Annotated in this window: 14 protein-coding genes; 10 read left to right on the top strand and 4 right to left on the bottom strand. The window is 64.5% G+C overall.

The window, feature by feature from the left end; genetic code table 11:
• The first annotated feature begins 64 nt into the window (after window positions 1-64).
• The 7 genes from G405_RS0103090 (at window position 65) to G405_RS0103060 (ending at window position 7,921) form a co-directional block, all read left to right on the top strand.
• Window positions 65-856 carry a TVP38/TMEM64 family protein gene (locus tag G405_RS0103090; protein ID WP_051143364.1) on the top strand — a complete coding sequence of 264 codons (792 nt, stop codon included), beginning with the start codon at window positions 65-67 and terminating at the stop codon, window positions 854-856.
• 56 nt (window positions 857-912) lie between these two features.
• Entirely contained in the window at window positions 913-1,953 is a 1,041-nt protein-coding gene (locus G405_RS0103085) for a rod shape-determining protein (RefSeq protein WP_009801441.1), read from the top strand.
• 77 nt (window positions 1,954-2,030) lie between these two features.
• Window positions 2,031-2,876: a rod shape-determining protein MreC gene (mreC, locus tag G405_RS0103080; protein ID WP_022700035.1), complete on the top strand. Its 846-nt coding sequence runs from the start codon at window positions 2,031-2,033 to the stop codon at window positions 2,874-2,876.
• Window positions 2,876-3,385 (top strand): rod shape-determining protein MreD, encoded by a 510-nt coding sequence (locus tag G405_RS0103075; RefSeq protein WP_022700034.1) that lies wholly within the window; start codon window positions 2,876-2,878, stop codon window positions 3,383-3,385. Before mreC ends, G405_RS0103075 begins: the two co-directional genes overlap by 1 nt.
• Window positions 3,386-3,412: 27 nt before the next feature.
• Window positions 3,413-5,290, top strand: a complete 1,878-nt coding sequence (mrdA, locus tag G405_RS0103070; protein ID WP_022700033.1) for a penicillin-binding protein 2 — start codon at window positions 3,413-3,415, stop codon at window positions 5,288-5,290.
• A 3-nt stretch (window positions 5,291-5,293) separates the two neighbouring features.
• Window positions 5,294-6,439 carry a rod shape-determining protein RodA gene (gene rodA, locus G405_RS0103065; protein WP_022700032.1) on the top strand — a complete coding sequence of 382 codons (1,146 nt, stop codon included), beginning with the start codon at window positions 5,294-5,296 and terminating at the stop codon, window positions 6,437-6,439.
• Between the two features lie 126 nt (window positions 6,440-6,565).
• Window positions 6,566-7,921, top strand: coding sequence for a sodium-dependent transporter (locus G405_RS0103060; RefSeq protein WP_022700031.1), 1,356 nt, complete (start codon window positions 6,566-6,568; stop codon window positions 7,919-7,921).
• 80 nt (window positions 7,922-8,001) lie between these two features.
• Here G405_RS0103060 and pip read toward each other — a convergent pair whose 3' ends face one another.
• Window positions 8,002-8,976 carry a prolyl aminopeptidase gene (gene pip / locus G405_RS0103055; RefSeq protein ID WP_022700030.1) on the bottom strand — a complete coding sequence of 325 codons (975 nt, stop codon included), beginning with the start codon at window positions 8,974-8,976 and terminating at the stop codon, window positions 8,002-8,004.
• Window positions 8,977-9,101: 125 nt separating this feature from the next.
• On the opposite strand from pip, the gene G405_RS0103050 reads away from it, so the two are divergent.
• Window positions 9,102-9,740 carry a hypothetical protein gene (locus tag G405_RS0103050; protein ID WP_156861334.1) on the top strand — a complete coding sequence of 213 codons (639 nt, stop codon included), beginning with the start codon at window positions 9,102-9,104 and terminating at the stop codon, window positions 9,738-9,740.
• Window positions 9,740-10,372 (top strand): class I SAM-dependent methyltransferase, encoded by a 633-nt coding sequence (locus tag G405_RS0103045; protein ID WP_022700028.1) that lies wholly within the window; start codon window positions 9,740-9,742, stop codon window positions 10,370-10,372. Before G405_RS0103050 ends, G405_RS0103045 begins: the two co-directional genes overlap by 1 nt.
• Here the strand turns inward: G405_RS0103045 and G405_RS0103040 are convergent.
• From G405_RS0103040 to G405_RS0103030, 3 genes are read right to left on the bottom strand one after another with little or no spacing between them, the layout of a single operon-like run.
• Window positions 10,341-11,444: a hypothetical protein gene (locus G405_RS0103040; RefSeq protein WP_022700027.1), complete on the bottom strand. Its 1,104-nt coding sequence runs from the start codon at window positions 11,442-11,444 to the stop codon at window positions 10,341-10,343. The two genes, G405_RS0103045 and G405_RS0103040, sit on opposite strands and share 32 nt — an antisense overlap.
• Entirely contained in the window at window positions 11,441-12,163 is a 723-nt protein-coding gene (locus G405_RS0103035) for a class I SAM-dependent methyltransferase (protein ID WP_022700026.1), read from the bottom strand. Before G405_RS0103035 ends, G405_RS0103040 begins: the two co-directional genes overlap by 4 nt.
• Window positions 12,160-13,461: a glycosyltransferase family 4 protein gene (locus tag G405_RS0103030; RefSeq protein ID WP_022700025.1), complete on the bottom strand. Its 1,302-nt coding sequence runs from the start codon at window positions 13,459-13,461 to the stop codon at window positions 12,160-12,162. Before G405_RS0103030 ends, G405_RS0103035 begins: the two co-directional genes overlap by 4 nt.
• A gap of 108 nt (window positions 13,462-13,569) precedes the next feature.
• On the opposite strand from G405_RS0103030, the gene G405_RS0103025 reads away from it, so the two are divergent.
• Window positions 13,570-14,748, top strand: coding sequence for an MFS transporter (locus tag G405_RS0103025; protein WP_022700024.1), 1,179 nt, complete (start codon window positions 13,570-13,572; stop codon window positions 14,746-14,748).
• Window positions 14,749-14,795: the final 47 nt, after the last annotated feature.

The raw sequence follows: 14,795 nt of genomic DNA, 5'->3' as shown, positions 1-14,795 counted from the left end.
GCCGCTCCGCGCTGGCCAAACAGCCTTGAGGCGCGGCGTTGACCCTTTGCCGGATATGATCGCCATGAACCCGCTTGTTCGCTTTTTCACTCGTATGGACGCCCGCGCCGCTCGCGCGATCTACATTTCGCTGGCGCTGTTTGCTCTGGTCCTGGCGATTTTCCTGACCGGCAAGTTCGTGCTGAACATCGAGCCGGGGCAGATCGGGACCTGGTTTGAGAGCGCGGCGGACCAATGGTACGCCCTGCCGGCGACCATCGTCATTTTCACGGTGCTGGCCTTTGTCGGCGCGCCCCAGTTTGCGCTGATCGGGGCTGCCGTATTCGCGTTCGGCCCGGTGCAGGGATTTTTGTATTCGTGGGTCGCGACGCTCGTTTCGGCGACCGTGACCTTTTACGCCGGACGTCTGGCGGGCGCGGACGCGGTGCGCCGCTATGGCGGGCAGACGGTCAATCGTATTTCCGAATTTGTGGGGCGGAACGGGTTTTTCGCCTCCATGATCGTGCGAATCGTTCCGAGCGCGCCCTTCATCGTGGTCAATATGGCGGCGGGTGTTTCGCATATGAGTTATTTTGCCTTTATCGGCGGATTGGCCATCGGCGTGCTGCCGAAAACCGCTCTGGTGGTGTTTGCAGGCGGCGGCTTGATGGCGCTTTTATCCGGTGGCGGATGGCTCGCAATCCTTGCCCTGGTTGGGATTGCGGCCCTCTGGATCGTTTTCATGCTGTTGGCGCGGCGCTGGCTGCGCGGACCTGAAACAGAGTTAAAAAATCCCGTGGAAGACTCAGCTGACGCTGAGGCTGAGACGGGTGAGCGGCTTGCAATCGGTGACGCAGCATCGCACAAGGAGTCATGATACTTGCCCCAGCGCGGCGACTCGCCTGCTGCGCCTGACAGATAAAGAGGCAGAGAATGTTCTCCAGCGTGTTCGGTCTCCTTTCCGCGGATATCGCCATCGATTTGGGGACGGCGAACACATTGGTCTACGTCAAGGGCCGCGGCGTCGTTCTGAATGAGCCTTCTGTCGTCGCCTACAAGGTGGACAAGGGCCGCAAGCATGTTCAGGCCGTCGGCGCAGAAGCCAAGCTGATGCTGGGCAAGACCCCGGGCAATGTGGAAGCCATCCGACCCATGCGTGACGGCGTGATCGCCGATTTCGACGTGGCCGAAGAGATGATCAAGCACTTCATTCGCAAGGTGCACAATCGTCAGACCTTCGTCAGCCCGCAGGTCGTGATCTGCGTGCCGTCCGGCGCCACCGCCGTGGAACGCCGCGCCATTCATGAAAGCGCCGTCGGCGCCGGTGCGCGCAAGGTCTATCTGATCGACGAGCCGATGGCGGCTGCGGTCGGCGCTGGCCTGCCGATCGACGAGCCGACTGGCTCCATGATCGTCGACATTGGCGGCGGCACCACCGAAGTGGCCGTGATGTCGCTGTCGGGCATCGTCTATTCGCGCTCGGTCCGTGTGGGCGGCGACAAGATGGACGAAGCCATCATCAATTATATTCGCCGCTCGGCGAACCTTCTGATCGGCGAAACCTCGGGTGAGCGGATCAAGAAGGAAATCGGTTCGGCCACCCCGCCGCAAAAAGGCGAAGGCCTGACGCTGGACATCAAGGGCCGCGATCTGATGAACGGCGTGCCGCGCGAGATCGTCGTGACCGAAGCCATGATCGCCGATGCGCTCTCAGAGCCGGTCGAGCAGATCGTGGAAGCGGTCAAGCAGGCGCTGGAGGCGACCCCGCCTGAACTGGCGGCGGACATTGTCGACAAGGGCATCGTGCTCACCGGCGGCGGCGCCTTGCTGCGCAATCTCGACACCGAGCTGCGCGATCGCACCGGCCTGCCGGTCAGCCTGGCGGACGAGCCGCTGTCTTGCGTGGTTCTGGGCTGCGGTAAAGCGGTCGAGAATCTGCGCCTGTGGCGTCCGATCCTGGCGGAAGCGGTTTAAGCGTGTAAGCGAGCCTGCGAGGGAGGCTACCCAGCGTGGCTCAACGGCGGAGTTCCAGACGGAGACAGGATGAGGGAGTGCGGTTTTCGCCTCTCTTGTTCATCATCTGCATTCTGGTCAGCTGTTTCCTGATTTACATCGACCGGCCTGAAAGCCGACCGCAAGCCCTGACGGGCCTGCGGGCCGGCTTCAATGATCTGGCGACGCCGGTGCTTGATCTCAGCGTTCGCCCCTTCCGCGGGCTCGCCAATATCGGCCCATGGTGGAAACGCCAGTTCGAGCTGGCCGATGAAAACCGCAATCTGCGCATGCAGGCCGCCGAGATGCGCGCCTGGCGTGACGCCGCCCTGTCCTTGCAAGAACGCAACGCCCGCTATCGCGAAGCGCTGAACCTGCAGGCGGACGCTGCGGAGGCGCGGATCAGCGCCTGGACCGTGGCGGACCGGTCCAACGCCTTCGTGCGCTCGCGCCTGATCGACGCTGGCCATGAAGACGGGGTGCGCCCGGGCTATCCGGCGGTGAATGTTTACGGCCTTGTCGGACGGACAGTTGAAGTAGGGCGCAGCTCCACCCGGATTCTGCTTCTGACGGACATCAACTCCCGTGTCGCGGTGATGGCGGACCGGTCCAACGCTCGCGCTTTGCTGGTGGGCGATAACACCGAGTTTCCGCGTCTTGAATATCTGGGCGCCGAGCCCGATTTGCGCGAAGGCGACCGCATCGTCACCTCCGGCGATGACAATGTCATGCCGCGCGGCGTGCCGGTGGGGCAGGCGGTTCGCGATCGTGACGGGCGCTGGCGGGTGGCGTTGTTCAGCCGGACCGCGCCGATTGATCTGATCTGGATCTGGCCGTTCGAGCCTGTTCAGGAGCCTGAGGCGGACCCGGTCATTGAGCTCTCCACGCCAGAGGAGGCGAACTGATGCGCCCATCGGTCGAACGCAATAACGCCACCACCGATCTGGTGGTGTTCATCGTTACGATGCTGGTGGCTCTGATCCTGCACGCTTTGCCCAGCCGTCTGGGCGGCGGGCCGGATCTTGCGCCGGCCTTTCCCCTGATTGCGCTGTTTATCTGGTCGGTGCGTCAGCCCTGGTTTATCGCTCCGCCTGTTCTACTTCTGGTCGGCGTTATGCAGGATTTGCTGGCGGGCGCGCCCATGGGCGTCTGGGCGTTCGCGTTTCTCGTCGCGTTCAGCGTCATGCGCCTGCGTGAGGCCGATGGCGCAGGCGGTGAGATCGGGCCTTTGGCCTTGCGGTTCACCCTGACGGCGATTGTGGCGTTCGGCGCAGCCTGGGGGGCGGGCTCGTTCGCCATCGGCGCCCCGGTGGCGCCTGGACCGTTGATTACTGAAGCGATCCTGACCATCCTTCTATTTCCGATCTTCGCCTGGTTGTTCGCCCGGCGAAAGGAACGCAGCACCTTCTCCTAAGGCAGCCCAGGCTGAGAAAGAGCGCGAATGCGTCGCGACAAGCAGGAAGCCCAAGCCCAGTTCACCCGCCGGTCCCTTTTGTTGTCAGGGCTCGGGGCGGGGGCTTTCGCCGCCTTGAGCGCGCGCATGTACGGCTTGCAGGTGCTGGAGCAGGACGCCTACCGGCTGTTGTCTGAGCAAAACCAGTTCAATTTCCGCCTGCAACCGCCTGCGCGGGGGCGGCTTCTGGACCGGTTTGGCGAAGCGATTGCGGAAAATCGCGAAAGCTATCGGTTGATGATCGTGCGCGACCAGGCGGGCGATCCAAGCGCGGCGCTGGAGCGCCTGTCGCGCTATATGCCGATCAGCGAAACGCGCATTGAACGTATCTTGCGCGCCGTGTCGCGCACCTCGCGCTTCACCCCGGTCACCGTGGCCGAGGATCTCGATTGGGAGACGTTTGCGCGAATCAATCTGCACCTGCCAGACTTGCCCGGCATCACCCCTGATGTGGGCGAAGTGCGCACCTACCCGCGCCCTTATGATTTTGCGCATGTGACCGGCTATGTGCAGGCGGCGCCGCCTGAAGCGGCCAATGACGATCCGCTTTTGCTGCATCCGGGGTTCCGGATCGGCCGCACCGGCGCAGAGCTGCAGCACGAAGACCGTTTGCGCGGTTCGGCGGGCCAGCTCAAGGTCGAGGTGAACGCCACCGGCCGGGTGATGCGCGAGATCCCCGAACAATCCATTCCCTCCGTTCCCGGCCAGGACGTCACCCTGACGCTGGACGCCCGCGCGCAACGCACGGCGATGGAAGCGCTGGGCGATCAGAGCGCGGCGGCGGTGGGGCTGGATGTGATCACCGGCGAGGTTCTGGTGCTCGCCTCAACCCCCAGCTTTGACCCCAACGCCTTTGTTCTGGGCATCGGGACAGAGGCGTTCGCGTCGCTCAACAACAACCCTTATCGCCCCTTGTTCAACAAGGCGACGACGGGGCTCTATGCGCCAGCCTCCACAGTGAAGGTGATGTCCTCGCTCGCCGCACTCGAGCATGGGGTGACAGACCCTGAAGAGACGATTTACTGCGGCGGCTCCACGCGGCTCGGTAATCGCGATTTCCATTGCTGGCGGCGCCAGGGCCATGGCCGCATGAATATGCATGAGGCGGTCAAGCAGTCCTGCGATATCTACTTTTACGAGATGGCGAACCGGCTGGGCATTGAACGCTATCGCGAGATGATGCTGAGCTGCGGTCTGGGTCAGTATTTTGATATCGGCCTGCCGTTCCCGCGCCGGGCGGAAGGCCTGGTGCCCAGCCCCGCCTGGAAGCGCGCCCGCCGCAATGAACCCTGGACGACGGGCGATACCTATAATGTGGGCATCGGGCAGGGCGCCCTGCTGGCGTCGCCCCTGCAATTGGCTGTGATGACCGCACGCATCGCGACAGGGCGTCAGGTGACGCCGACATTGACGCGTGCGACCGGCGCCGCTCCCGATTTCGCCTCCATGGGCTGGAATGCGGAGCACCTGGAGCTTGTGAACCAGGCCATGTCAGGCGTGGTCAACGAGCCGGGCGGCTCCGCCTATTGGCCGCTGGGCACACGGGGACTGGATCTGGACGGGCTTGAGATGGCGGGCAAGACCGGCACGTCTCAGGTCTATTCCATCTCCACAGAGGAACGCGCTGCGGGCGTGCGCGACCAGGATGACTTGCCCTGGCGTCTTCGCAATCACGGCCTGTTCGTCTCTTACGCGCCGGTCAGCGCGCCGCGCTATGTGGTCACTGTCGTGATCGAGCATGGCGGCGGCGGCACCCGCGCCGCTGGGCCGGCGCAGGCCATTTTGCGCGATCTGGTGCGCCGCGACCCCTCCAACACCCGTCCGGACATGCTCGCTTCGGCGGCGCGTCCGACCACGGAGGGCTAGAGCATGGGCGTTTTCACCCAGTCCGCGCCGCGCGGCTTTCGGGGCAAGCTGTTTGAGATCAACTGGGCCTTCGTCCTGTTGATCCTGCTCGTCGGCCTGATCGGGGTCGGCATGCTGTATTCGGTCGAGGGCGGCGCCTGGAATCCCTACGCCTCACGCCATGCTTTGCGTTTGGGGGTCGGGCTGATGATCATGGTGGTCATCGCGCTGTTCCCGCCGCGGTTCTGGATGGGGCTCGCTTACCCCGCCTATCTGGGCGCACTGGTGCTGCTTGTCGGGGTGGAGCTGATCGGCGCCACGGCGATGGGCGCGCAGCGCTGGATTGATATCGGCCCGATCCGGATGCAGCCCTCTGAAATCATGAAGATCGCCCTGGTTCTGGCGCTGGCGCGTTATTATCACGACCTGCCCGAGGAAAAGGTCTCCTCGCTGGGCGGGCTGATCATACCGGCCCTGATGATCGCCTTGCCGATGGGGCTGATCGTCAAGCAGCCCGACCTTGGCACTTCGCTCTTGCTGGCGGCGACCGGGGTGGCGATCGTATTCCTGGCGGGGCTGAGCTGGAAGGTGATCATCGGGTCTGGCGTTCTCGGCGGCGTCGCCGGCGGGTTCTTCTTCCAGTACGGGCTGCAGGATTATCAGCGCCGGCGGATCATGACCTTCATCAATCCTGAAGACGATCCCATGGGCGCGGGCTATCATATCCTGCAGTCCAAGATCGCGCTGGGATCGGGGGGGATGACCGGCAAGGGCTATATGGAAGGCACTCAGGCGCACCTGAACTTCCTGCCTGAGAAACAGACCGATTTCATCTTCACGATGCTGGGCGAGGAGTTCGGCTTTGTCGGCGGATTGGTGGTGCTCGGTCTCTATGCGTTGATCCTGGCCAATTGCGTGATGATCGCCACGTCGTGTCGCTCGGTATTCCTGCGCCTGGTGGTGATGGGAGTGGCGACGACCTTCTCGCTCTACGTCTTCATCAATGTGGGCATGGTGATGGGCATGTTGCCCGTGGTGGGCGTGCCGCTGCCGATGATCTCTTACGGCGGCACGGTGATGATGACGGTCCTGATCGGGCTGGGCCTGATCCTGGGCGCTCACGTCCACCGTGACACCGAACCGCCCAAGGGCGCAGGATTGTTTGGTTAACACCGCATTGCCCAACTTGACCGCAGGGCGCGGATCGACCAACCTCCCGCGCCAAACCGTCGCAGGGCGGATACAGATTTAAAGCGTGCGCCGGTCAGGCGCGGCTGAGGGGAGGAGACTGCACCTATGGCGATGGGCGGCGCGAGCGCGCACGGGACTTGGAGCAGCCGTTTCGGCTTTCTCATGGCGGCGATCGGGTCGTCGGTCGGGCTGGGTAATTTCTGGCGGTTTCCTTACACGGCAGGCGAGAATGGCGGCGCGGCGTTCGTGCTGATCTATCTGGTTTGCGTGGTGTTGATCGCCTTTCCGATCCTGATGGCGGAGCTGAGCGTGGGCCGCCATGCCCGCCGGTCGGCCGTGGGATCCACCCGCAAGATGGCGTTTGACGCCGGCGCGTCAGAGATGTGGTCGATCACCGGCTGGGTCGGCATGGCCGGCGGCGTGATGATCTTGTGCTTTTATTCGGTCGTTGCGGGCTGGGTCGCCGCCTATGTGTTCAAGATGCTGTCGGGCGGCATGGTCGGCATGGAGCCGTCTGTGGTCTCCGACGCCTTCGGTCAGCTTGTGGGCGACACCCGCACGGTCATCCTTTGGCATACCGCCTTCATGATCGTCACCGTGGGCATTGTGTGCTTTGGCGTGATCAAGGGCATTGAGCGCACGGTCTCGATCCTGATGCCGCTGTTCTTCCTGATGCTGGTGGGCATGGTGATCTATGCCGGTCTGACCGCGGATATGGGCGCCGCGATCGAGTATCTGTTCGCGCCGGACTTCTCCAAGATCACCGCCCAGACCTTCCTGGAAGCGCTGGGGCAGGCCTTCTTCTCGATCGGCGTCGGTTCGGCGATCATGATCACCTATGGCTCCTATCTCTCGCGCGATGACAATCTGCCCCAATCGGCCGTCATCATTGCGGGCGCCGACACGATGGTGGCCATCATTGCGGGTCTGGCGATCTTCCCGTTCGTGTTCGCCTTCGGGCTGAGCCCGGATGCAGGCCCCGGCCTGTTCTTCCAGACCCTGCCGTCGGCCTTCGCGCAGATGCCGGGCGGCCAATGGGTCGGCGGGGCGTTCTTCTTCCTCGCCCTGATCGCAGCCCTGACCAGCTCGATTTCGCTGTTGCAGGTGATTGTGGCCTTTGGCGAGGAGCACACCGATTTCGGCCGTGTGGGCTCGGCGCTGTTCTTTGGCGCGATCATCTACATGTTCGGCATCGCGGCGGCTTTCTCCGGGGAGTTCTTCGATATTCTGGACAAGGTGTCGGGCACGATCTTGCTGCCGCTGGGCGGCTTCCTCATCGCGCTCTTCACGGGCTGGGTCGTCTCCAAGGCGCTCATGCAGAAAGAGCTGCCTGATGCGGGTGCGAAGTTCTTCGCCTATTGGCGCTTCAGCATTCGCTGGTTGGCGCCGGTCGCTGTGGGCCTGATCATCGTGACGGGTCTGGCCAGCACCTTTGGCTTTGACCTGCCCTTTCTGAACTAGGCGGCGGTTTCGCCTGACGACAAAAGCCCCGGTCCGTATGGACCGGGGCTTTTTTCATGCACGGTTCAGCGGGGAGCGGGTTAGCCGAAGCGTCGCGCGAACATGTCGGTGGCGCGCACCAGCCCGTCCACCGTGCCCGGCTCGCCGGCAGCGTGACCCGCGTCCGGCACGAAGTTCAGTTGCACGCCGGGCCAGGCCTTGGCCAATTCCCAGGCGGTGCGCGGCGGGGTGACCATGTCATATCGCCCCTGAACGATGACGCCAGGAATGTCAGCCAGATGCGCGGTGTCTTCGAGCAAGACCCCGTCGCGTTCGAAAAACCCGCCATGATGAAAATAATGCGCTTCGATCCGGGCCAGCGCGTCAGAGCGGTGCGGGTCGGGGTTCACATGGTGAGGCGAGGCGCTCATCGAGATCAACGCGCTCTCCCAACTGGACCAGGCCAGCGCATCCTCGCGGCGTTCATCCATGCTGGCGCCGGACGCCAGGCGTTCGTAATAGGCGGCTATGACCTGATCGCGTTCGGCCGGGGCCAGACGTTCGGTCAGCCTTGCCCAGGCGTCCGGAAACAGCCGGTTGGCGCCGTCGCGGTAAAACCAGTCCAGCTCCTTGCGGGTGCAGGCGAAGACGCCGCGCAAGACAAGCCCCAGAACATGTTCGGGACAGGCGCGGGCATAGGCCAGCCCTAGCGTGGCCCCCCAGGAGCCGCCGAACACCAGCCATTTGTCGATGCCCAGATGTGACCGCAATTGTTCTATATCGTTCACCAGATGGGCGGTCGTATTGTGCTCCAGCAAGGAATAAGGGCGTGAGCGCCCGCAGCCACGCTGGTCAAAGACGATGATGCGATACCGGCGCGGGTCGAAAAACCGCCGCATGGCGGGGGCGGCGCCGCCGCCCGGCCCGCCATGCAAGGTGATGACGGGCACCCCGTCGGGGCGACCGCAATCCTCATAATAGAGGCTATGGCCCTGTCCGACATCCAGAAAGCCGGTGTGCGCCGGAGTCGTGGGCGGATACAGGCCCAGACGGCGGTGGGAGCGGAATGTGTCCATTTTTCGTGCGGTAATCAGCCGATTAACCCTCAAGTTCTGTTTACCGTGACACTATGTCGTTTTATCACTGTGTGGAACCGGGTTCGGAGGGGAAACCGGTCTGCGTTGAGAAGGGTCGCTTCGGTATGAATACGATCGTCCGGGCTCTGGGCCTAGGTATCGTTATGAGCGCTTGCATCGTGATGTCAGGATGCGCGAGCCAGCCGATTGCGCTGGGCGCTGATACTCAGGCGAACCTGGCTGCACAAACCGAACTGAGAACACACTCGCAAACCTTGAACGCCTTGATCGACGATGAGGGCTGGTCGCTGAGCGCTGCGCCCGCAGCCGCGGCGCGCGCCTTTTTCGGCCGGCTGATCAACGGCGCGAGCGAGCAGCCCCCCCAGGATGACCCGGTCACCGTTTATGTGGACGCCCATGACGACATGATGGTGCAATCGCTCAATTCTGATCTGGGACAATTGATCAGCCTCACGCGCGCCATCGCTGATGCGGCTGAGGACATCGCCGCGGCGGAGCATCAATTGGGGCAGGTCAGCCTGACCCAGGATCTGGCGTTGGCGGAAAGCGCGCTGGGGAGTGTGCGCCGGGCGCAGGACTTCTTCACAGCGGTGTCTGACCGCCTCGATGACGAAGGCGCGCTGAGCGGCTATGAGCCCATGATGCAAACCCTCGACGCCGAGAAATCGCGCCTCGCCAATGCGGCGGACGCCTTGGCGGAACGCCGCTGGGCGATGCACTCCAACCGGGGTCTAGCAAGTTAATGAACCACACTGTTCCGGGCGACGCGCTCGACCCGCAAACCATCAAGGGCTTCCTCGCCGATGATGAGGGCCAGGCCTTGGCCCGACACGCCCGGATCGCTGCAGAGCAGGCGCCGGGCGCTTTTGTTGAAATCGGCAGCTGGTGCGGACGCTCCAGCGTCTATCTGGGGCGCGCCGCACGCGCGGCGGGGCGGCTTCTGTTCGCCGTCGACCATCATCGCGGCTCTGAAGAACATCAGCCGGGCGAAGGCTATCACGACCCCGAGCTGTATGACGCCGAGCTGGGCCGTGTCGACACGCTGCCCGCCCTGCGCCGGACTTTGGCTCTGGCTGATCTCGAACGTGACGTCATCCCCATGGTCGGACCGTCCGCTCTGATCGGCGCCAGCTGGTCAGGTCCGCTCAGCTTTGTGTTCATCGATGGCGGCCACGCCATGGAGACGGCGCTGGCCGATTACCGCGCCTGGTCGGGGCATGTGGCGCGCGGCGGCTTGCTCGCCATTCACGACGTCTTCCCCAATCCTGAGGACGGCGGTCGCCCGCCCTATGAAATCTGGAAGCTGGCGGTCGCGTCAGGCCTGTTCGAGCCGGTGGAGCGGATCAATACGCTCGAGATTCTGCGTCGCCTTTAAGCCAGGCGTCGGCCCGGGCATGGCGGATCAGCAGGTCTGATCCGGCGCTAAGCCCATACAGGGCGTCCGCCGCCAGGATCACCGCGCCAGCGGTCCAGCTGGGGCGTTCCTTGGGCCAGACCTGACCCAGTTCATACTGCCAGCCCATCCAGTAGCCGTCGCCGTCGCGGGCCAGGGGCGCCAAAGCGCCCAGAAGGTTCTGCGCCCGGACCGTGTCGCCAATACTCAGACAGGCCAGCGCCAGCTCGGCGGTTTCCGCCGCGGTGATCCAGGGTTCTTCGGTGACGCAGCGGCAGCCCAGATCCTCGACCACGAACCGGTCCCAACCGGCATGCAGGTGCGCCTTGGCTTCCAGCCCCGTCACCACGCCGCTGAGCACCGGGTAATACCAGTCCATGGCGTAACGCGAGCGGTCCTCGCCCAGCCGGTCAAACCGGTGCGGTTTGGTGGCGAAAGCGTGCGCGATCTGACGTCTAGCCTGGGCCCAGTCGCTGCGTTTGCGCCCCAGGGCGTCGGCGATGCGCAATCCGCATTCGAGACTTTTAAACAGCGAGGCGTTGCCCGCTTTCAGCGAATCCACAGCCTCCAGCGCCTGGCCCTCATCGGGCTTGCGCCAGACCACGTCGCCATGGGGCGTCTGGTGATCGACCACCCAGTCCAGCGCGCGGCTGATCATGTCGGCATGCCGGGCGATCAGGCGTGGCTCGTCGAGCGCCAGCGCGCTGCGCAAGACGGTGACGGCGGCGTAGCCGGTGAAATTGGTGTCATGCGCGGTGACCGGATCAGAAGGCGGCGCGATCCGTTCGCCGTCTTTATCCATGGGCACGCCTGCGCCCAGCTCGCCCAGCCAGGAGCCGTCGGCGTGCTGGCGCTCGGCCAGCGCATCAAGGGCGGCGTGCGCAGCGGTTTCCCGACCGGCGATGGCCAGCGCCATGGCGCTTTCGCCATGATTCCACGGGTCCCAGACGCCCGTCTCCACCCATGGAATAGAGCCGTCGCGCAATTGCAGATCCTCGATCCGGTCCGCGCAGGCGGCGATGTCCACGCCGATGGATTGCGGGCGATGGCTCATGCCGCGTCCTTCTGGAAATAGAGCGCGACGGATTTACCCATAACCGGGTTCAACGCCGCTTCGGTCCAGCGCGTCAGGCGCGGTTTTTCCATCAAATCCCACTCGAGGAGCTTGCGGAAGGCGTTGACCGACCGGCTCTCTTCCTGGCGCTCCCATTTGGCGCAGCGCAGCCACCAATAGGGTGCATGCAGGGCGTGCGCCCAATGGCGCTTATAGGGGCGATAACCGCGACGGGCGACGCGGTCGCGAAGCTCATGATCCTTGAAGATGCGCACATGGCCGCCGGGCGTGTTCTGATAGCCTTCCGACAGCGCCCAGCAGATCTTTTCCGGCCAATAGCGCGGCACGGACAGGGCGAAGCGCCCGCCGGGCTTCACAATACGGGTGATCTCATCGAGCGCCGCATCCACATCGGGCAGATGCTCGAGCACTTCAGAACAGATCACCACGTCAAAGCTGTGATCCGCAAAGGGCAGGCGTCCGGCGTCCCCCACACTCCAGACCGCGCTGCGCGGCGGGTTTTGAGGCGGCGGAGGCAGTTCGAAGAAACCGTCGATCGCGCCCTTGAGGTCCTCAAGGCTGAGATCGAGCATGGTCACGTCCAGCGCCTTGTCATGCCAGTAAAAGGCATGGCTGTGCCGGCCGCGCCCGCAGCCCAGGTCGAGGACGCGCTGACCGTCTTCAAGGTTCAGCGCATCAAGGTCCAGCGTCACCATCATTGGGCGGCAAGCTCCGTTATGTCAGGCAGGCGCCCGCGCTCTTCCAGCGCCTGGGCGTAAAGGTCCAGGCTGGCGCGGGCGTGTTCATCCCAGCGAAAGGCGCTGTGCGCGCGGGCTGCGCACGCGGCGCTCATCTGCTGGCGCAGCGCCGGATCGGACAGGACGCGCTCCAGCGCGTCGGCCAGACCGTCCGCATCTTCCACCTCGGTCACAAGGCCGGCGTCGCCCGCGACTTCCGGCAAGGCGCCGCCGCGCGACACGATCACCGGCGCGCCGCACGCCATGGCTTCGGCGGCGGGAAAGCCGAAGCCTTCAAAGCGGGAGGCGGAGACGAACACCGTCGCCTTGCGATAGAGCGCCACGATGTCATCAAGGCTGAGGCCGGAGACGAAGTCGACGCTGTCGATCAGCCCGGTGTCCTTGAGTGCGCGTTTGGTCGGGCCGTCGCGCAAGGATCCGATCACGGTCAGCCGCGGCGTGCGGCCGCGCGCTTTCAGTTTCGCCAGGGCGTCGATCAGCACGTCGAGCCCCTTGATGGGAACATCTGCGCTGGCGAGCGCCAGGATATGATCCTCGTCGCGGATCACGCCGGGGTCGGGCTTGAAGCTGTCCAGGTCGAGCCCGTTGAACGCCACGCGCACGCGGGCGGGATCGACGCCGCATCGCTGGGCGTAGGATTGTCGCGCAGCGTCTGATACCGCCAGAAAGCGCGGCAGGGCGCGCGCGGCCTTGGCCTGATGATCCACAAAGGAATGCCAGCGCCGGGTCAGGGCGCGCCGCCACCAGTTCGCCGCTCCCGCCACCGCGAAATCGCGATCAATGGCGATGGGGTGGTGCAAGGTTGTGATCACCGGCAGATAGCTGTCCACGCCCGTCATCGGCAGGGCAAGCGTCTGATTGTCGTGCACCACGTCAAACCGGTCGCCATGCTCGGCGACCCACGCTTCCAGACGCATGGAATAGCTGACCATTTCGGCGAAGGCGCCGGTATTGTGCGACAGCCATTCGGTGCGGTTCGCGCGATCAAGCAGCGTGTTCCAGCGCAAGGTCAGAAAGGCGTTGTCGACGCTGAACAGGTCCAGCGAGGGCAGTTTGATCAGCTCGACATCCGGATCAAGTTCGGGATAGGGCGGGCCGGAGATCACCGATACGGCGCAGCCTTGATCGGCGAGGGCGCGCGACAAGGCGCGCACATAAACGCCCTGCCCTCCCACATGGGGGGCGGAGCGATAGCTGGAGACCAGCACACGCAAGGGCGCGGAGCGAGTCAGGGGCGGATCAAGGACGGCGTCTTTCATGAAGGCGGGAAGCTATCGCCAGCCGCGCCGGAAACCAAGAGCAAACAGTGTTCACCGTGCGGTCAAACGCGCTTTCCACACACGCTTAGCCGCGCTAAGCCCCTGATCATGTCCGCCGTGCTCGCCTCGATCCCGCGACCTGTTCGCTTCGCGCTCTTTTACGGGGCGTTCTATCTGGGGTTCGGCGCATACCTGCCCTACATGCCGGTCTGGTACGAGGGGCGGGGGCTCAGCCCGGAAATGATCGGCGCTGCGGCGGCGGCCTCGATGGCGGGGCGGGTCATCGCGGCGCCGCTGGGCGCCATGCTGGCGGACCGCGCGCCAAAGAAACGCTGGGCGGTGCTGTCTTATACGCTGGTGTCGTTTTTTGCGTTCGCCGCTTTCATTCCCGCCACCAACCCCTGGGCGATCCTCATACTGGCGGGAATAGCCGGGGGCGCCTTCACCGGCATTATGCCGATCATCGACGCCTTCGCGATCCAGGAATCCAGCCGCCGCCGCTTCGCGTTCGGTCCGCCGCGCGCGTTCGGGTCGGCGACATTCATCGTCGGCAATGTAGGCGCGGGCTGGCTGATCGGCTGGCTGGGCGGCGAGGCGGCCCTGGCCTGGACGCTGATCGGCGCGGCTCTGGCGGTGCTGACTGCGCTGATGCTGCCTGAAGGGCGCAACCGTTTGAAGCCGGAAACAGCCGCAGACACGGCGCCGAAGACCGGCGTGGTCGCGGCCATGCTGTCCAACGGCTTGCCGCTGGCCTTCGCGGCCTCAGCGCTGATCCAGGGCGCGCACGGATTTTACTACGGCTTTTCCGCCGTGGCCTGGCGGGCGGAAGGCGTGCCCGCCGGGGCGGTGGGCCTGCTCTGGGCGACCGGGGTGGGGGCCGAGATCGTGTTTTTCGCCGTCTCCGCCCGTCTGCTCAGCCGGGTCAGTCCTGCGAACGTTCTGATGCTGGGGGGCGCGGTCTCTGTTGTGCGCTGGCTGGCGCTGGCCCTGTCTCCGCCGCTCTGGCTGCTGTTCCCGCTTCAGATCCTGCACGCCTTCAGCTTCAGCGCCACCTATCTGGGCTTTCTGCGTTATGCCGCCGATAACAGCCCGCAGCGCTTCGCCTCCATGGCGCAGGCGATCAACTCCGCCTTCTCGGGCGGTCTGATCCTGGCGCTGGCGGCCTATGCGTCGGGATTCGCCTATAGCGCGTATGGGGCAGGCGGCTTTGCAGTGATGGCGATTCCCTCGGGTCTGGGGTTGCTCTTTGCATTCTGGCTCGTGCAAACCGCGCGAACACAGCCATAATGGAGCCACACTCCCATTTAAGCCTCGGAGCTCAGGGGAAGCGGGGA

Origin of the sequence: Oceanicaulis alexandrii DSM 11625, assembly GCF_000420265.1 — a bacterium.
In the GTDB taxonomy this organism is placed as follows: Bacteria; Pseudomonadota; Alphaproteobacteria; order Caulobacterales; family Maricaulaceae; genus Oceanicaulis; species Oceanicaulis alexandrii.
This window is presented reverse-complemented; position numbering and strand designations above follow the sequence as displayed.

Bases quoted from the DNA above. Each gene is read 5' to 3' on its own strand.
- G405_RS0103075 (WP_022700034.1), top strand. From the start codon at position 2,876: ATGCGCCCATCGGTCGAACGCAATAACGCCACCACCGATCTGGTGGTG.
- G405_RS0103060 (WP_022700031.1), top strand. From the start codon at position 6,566: ATGGCGATGGGCGGCGCGAGCGCGCACGGGACTTGGAGCAGCCGTTTC.
- G405_RS0103050 (WP_156861334.1), top strand. From the start codon at position 9,102: ATGAATACGATCGTCCGGGCTCTGGGCCTAGGTATCGTTATGAGCGCT.
- G405_RS0103035 (WP_022700026.1), bottom strand. From the start codon at position 12,163: ATGATGGTGACGCTGGACCTTGATGCGCTGAACCTTGAAGACGGTCAG.
- G405_RS0103090 (WP_051143364.1), top strand. From the start codon at position 65: ATGAACCCGCTTGTTCGCTTTTTCACTCGTATGGACGCCCGCGCCGCT.
- pip (WP_022700030.1), bottom strand. From the start codon at position 8,976: ATGGACACATTCCGCTCCCACCGCCGTCTGGGCCTGTATCCGCCCACG.
- G405_RS0103085 (WP_009801441.1), top strand. From the start codon at position 913: ATGTTCTCCAGCGTGTTCGGTCTCCTTTCCGCGGATATCGCCATCGAT.
- G405_RS0103030 (WP_022700025.1), bottom strand. From the start codon at position 13,461: ATGAAAGACGCCGTCCTTGATCCGCCCCTGACTCGCTCCGCGCCCTTG.
- G405_RS0103025 (WP_022700024.1), top strand. From the start codon at position 13,570: ATGTCCGCCGTGCTCGCCTCGATCCCGCGACCTGTTCGCTTCGCGCTC.
- mrdA (WP_022700033.1), top strand. From the start codon at position 3,413: ATGCGTCGCGACAAGCAGGAAGCCCAAGCCCAGTTCACCCGCCGGTCC.
- G405_RS0103040 (WP_022700027.1), bottom strand. From the start codon at position 11,444: ATGAGCCATCGCCCGCAATCCATCGGCGTGGACATCGCCGCCTGCGCG.
- rodA (WP_022700032.1), top strand. From the start codon at position 5,294: ATGGGCGTTTTCACCCAGTCCGCGCCGCGCGGCTTTCGGGGCAAGCTG.
- G405_RS0103045 (WP_022700028.1), top strand. From the start codon at position 9,740: ATGAACCACACTGTTCCGGGCGACGCGCTCGACCCGCAAACCATCAAG.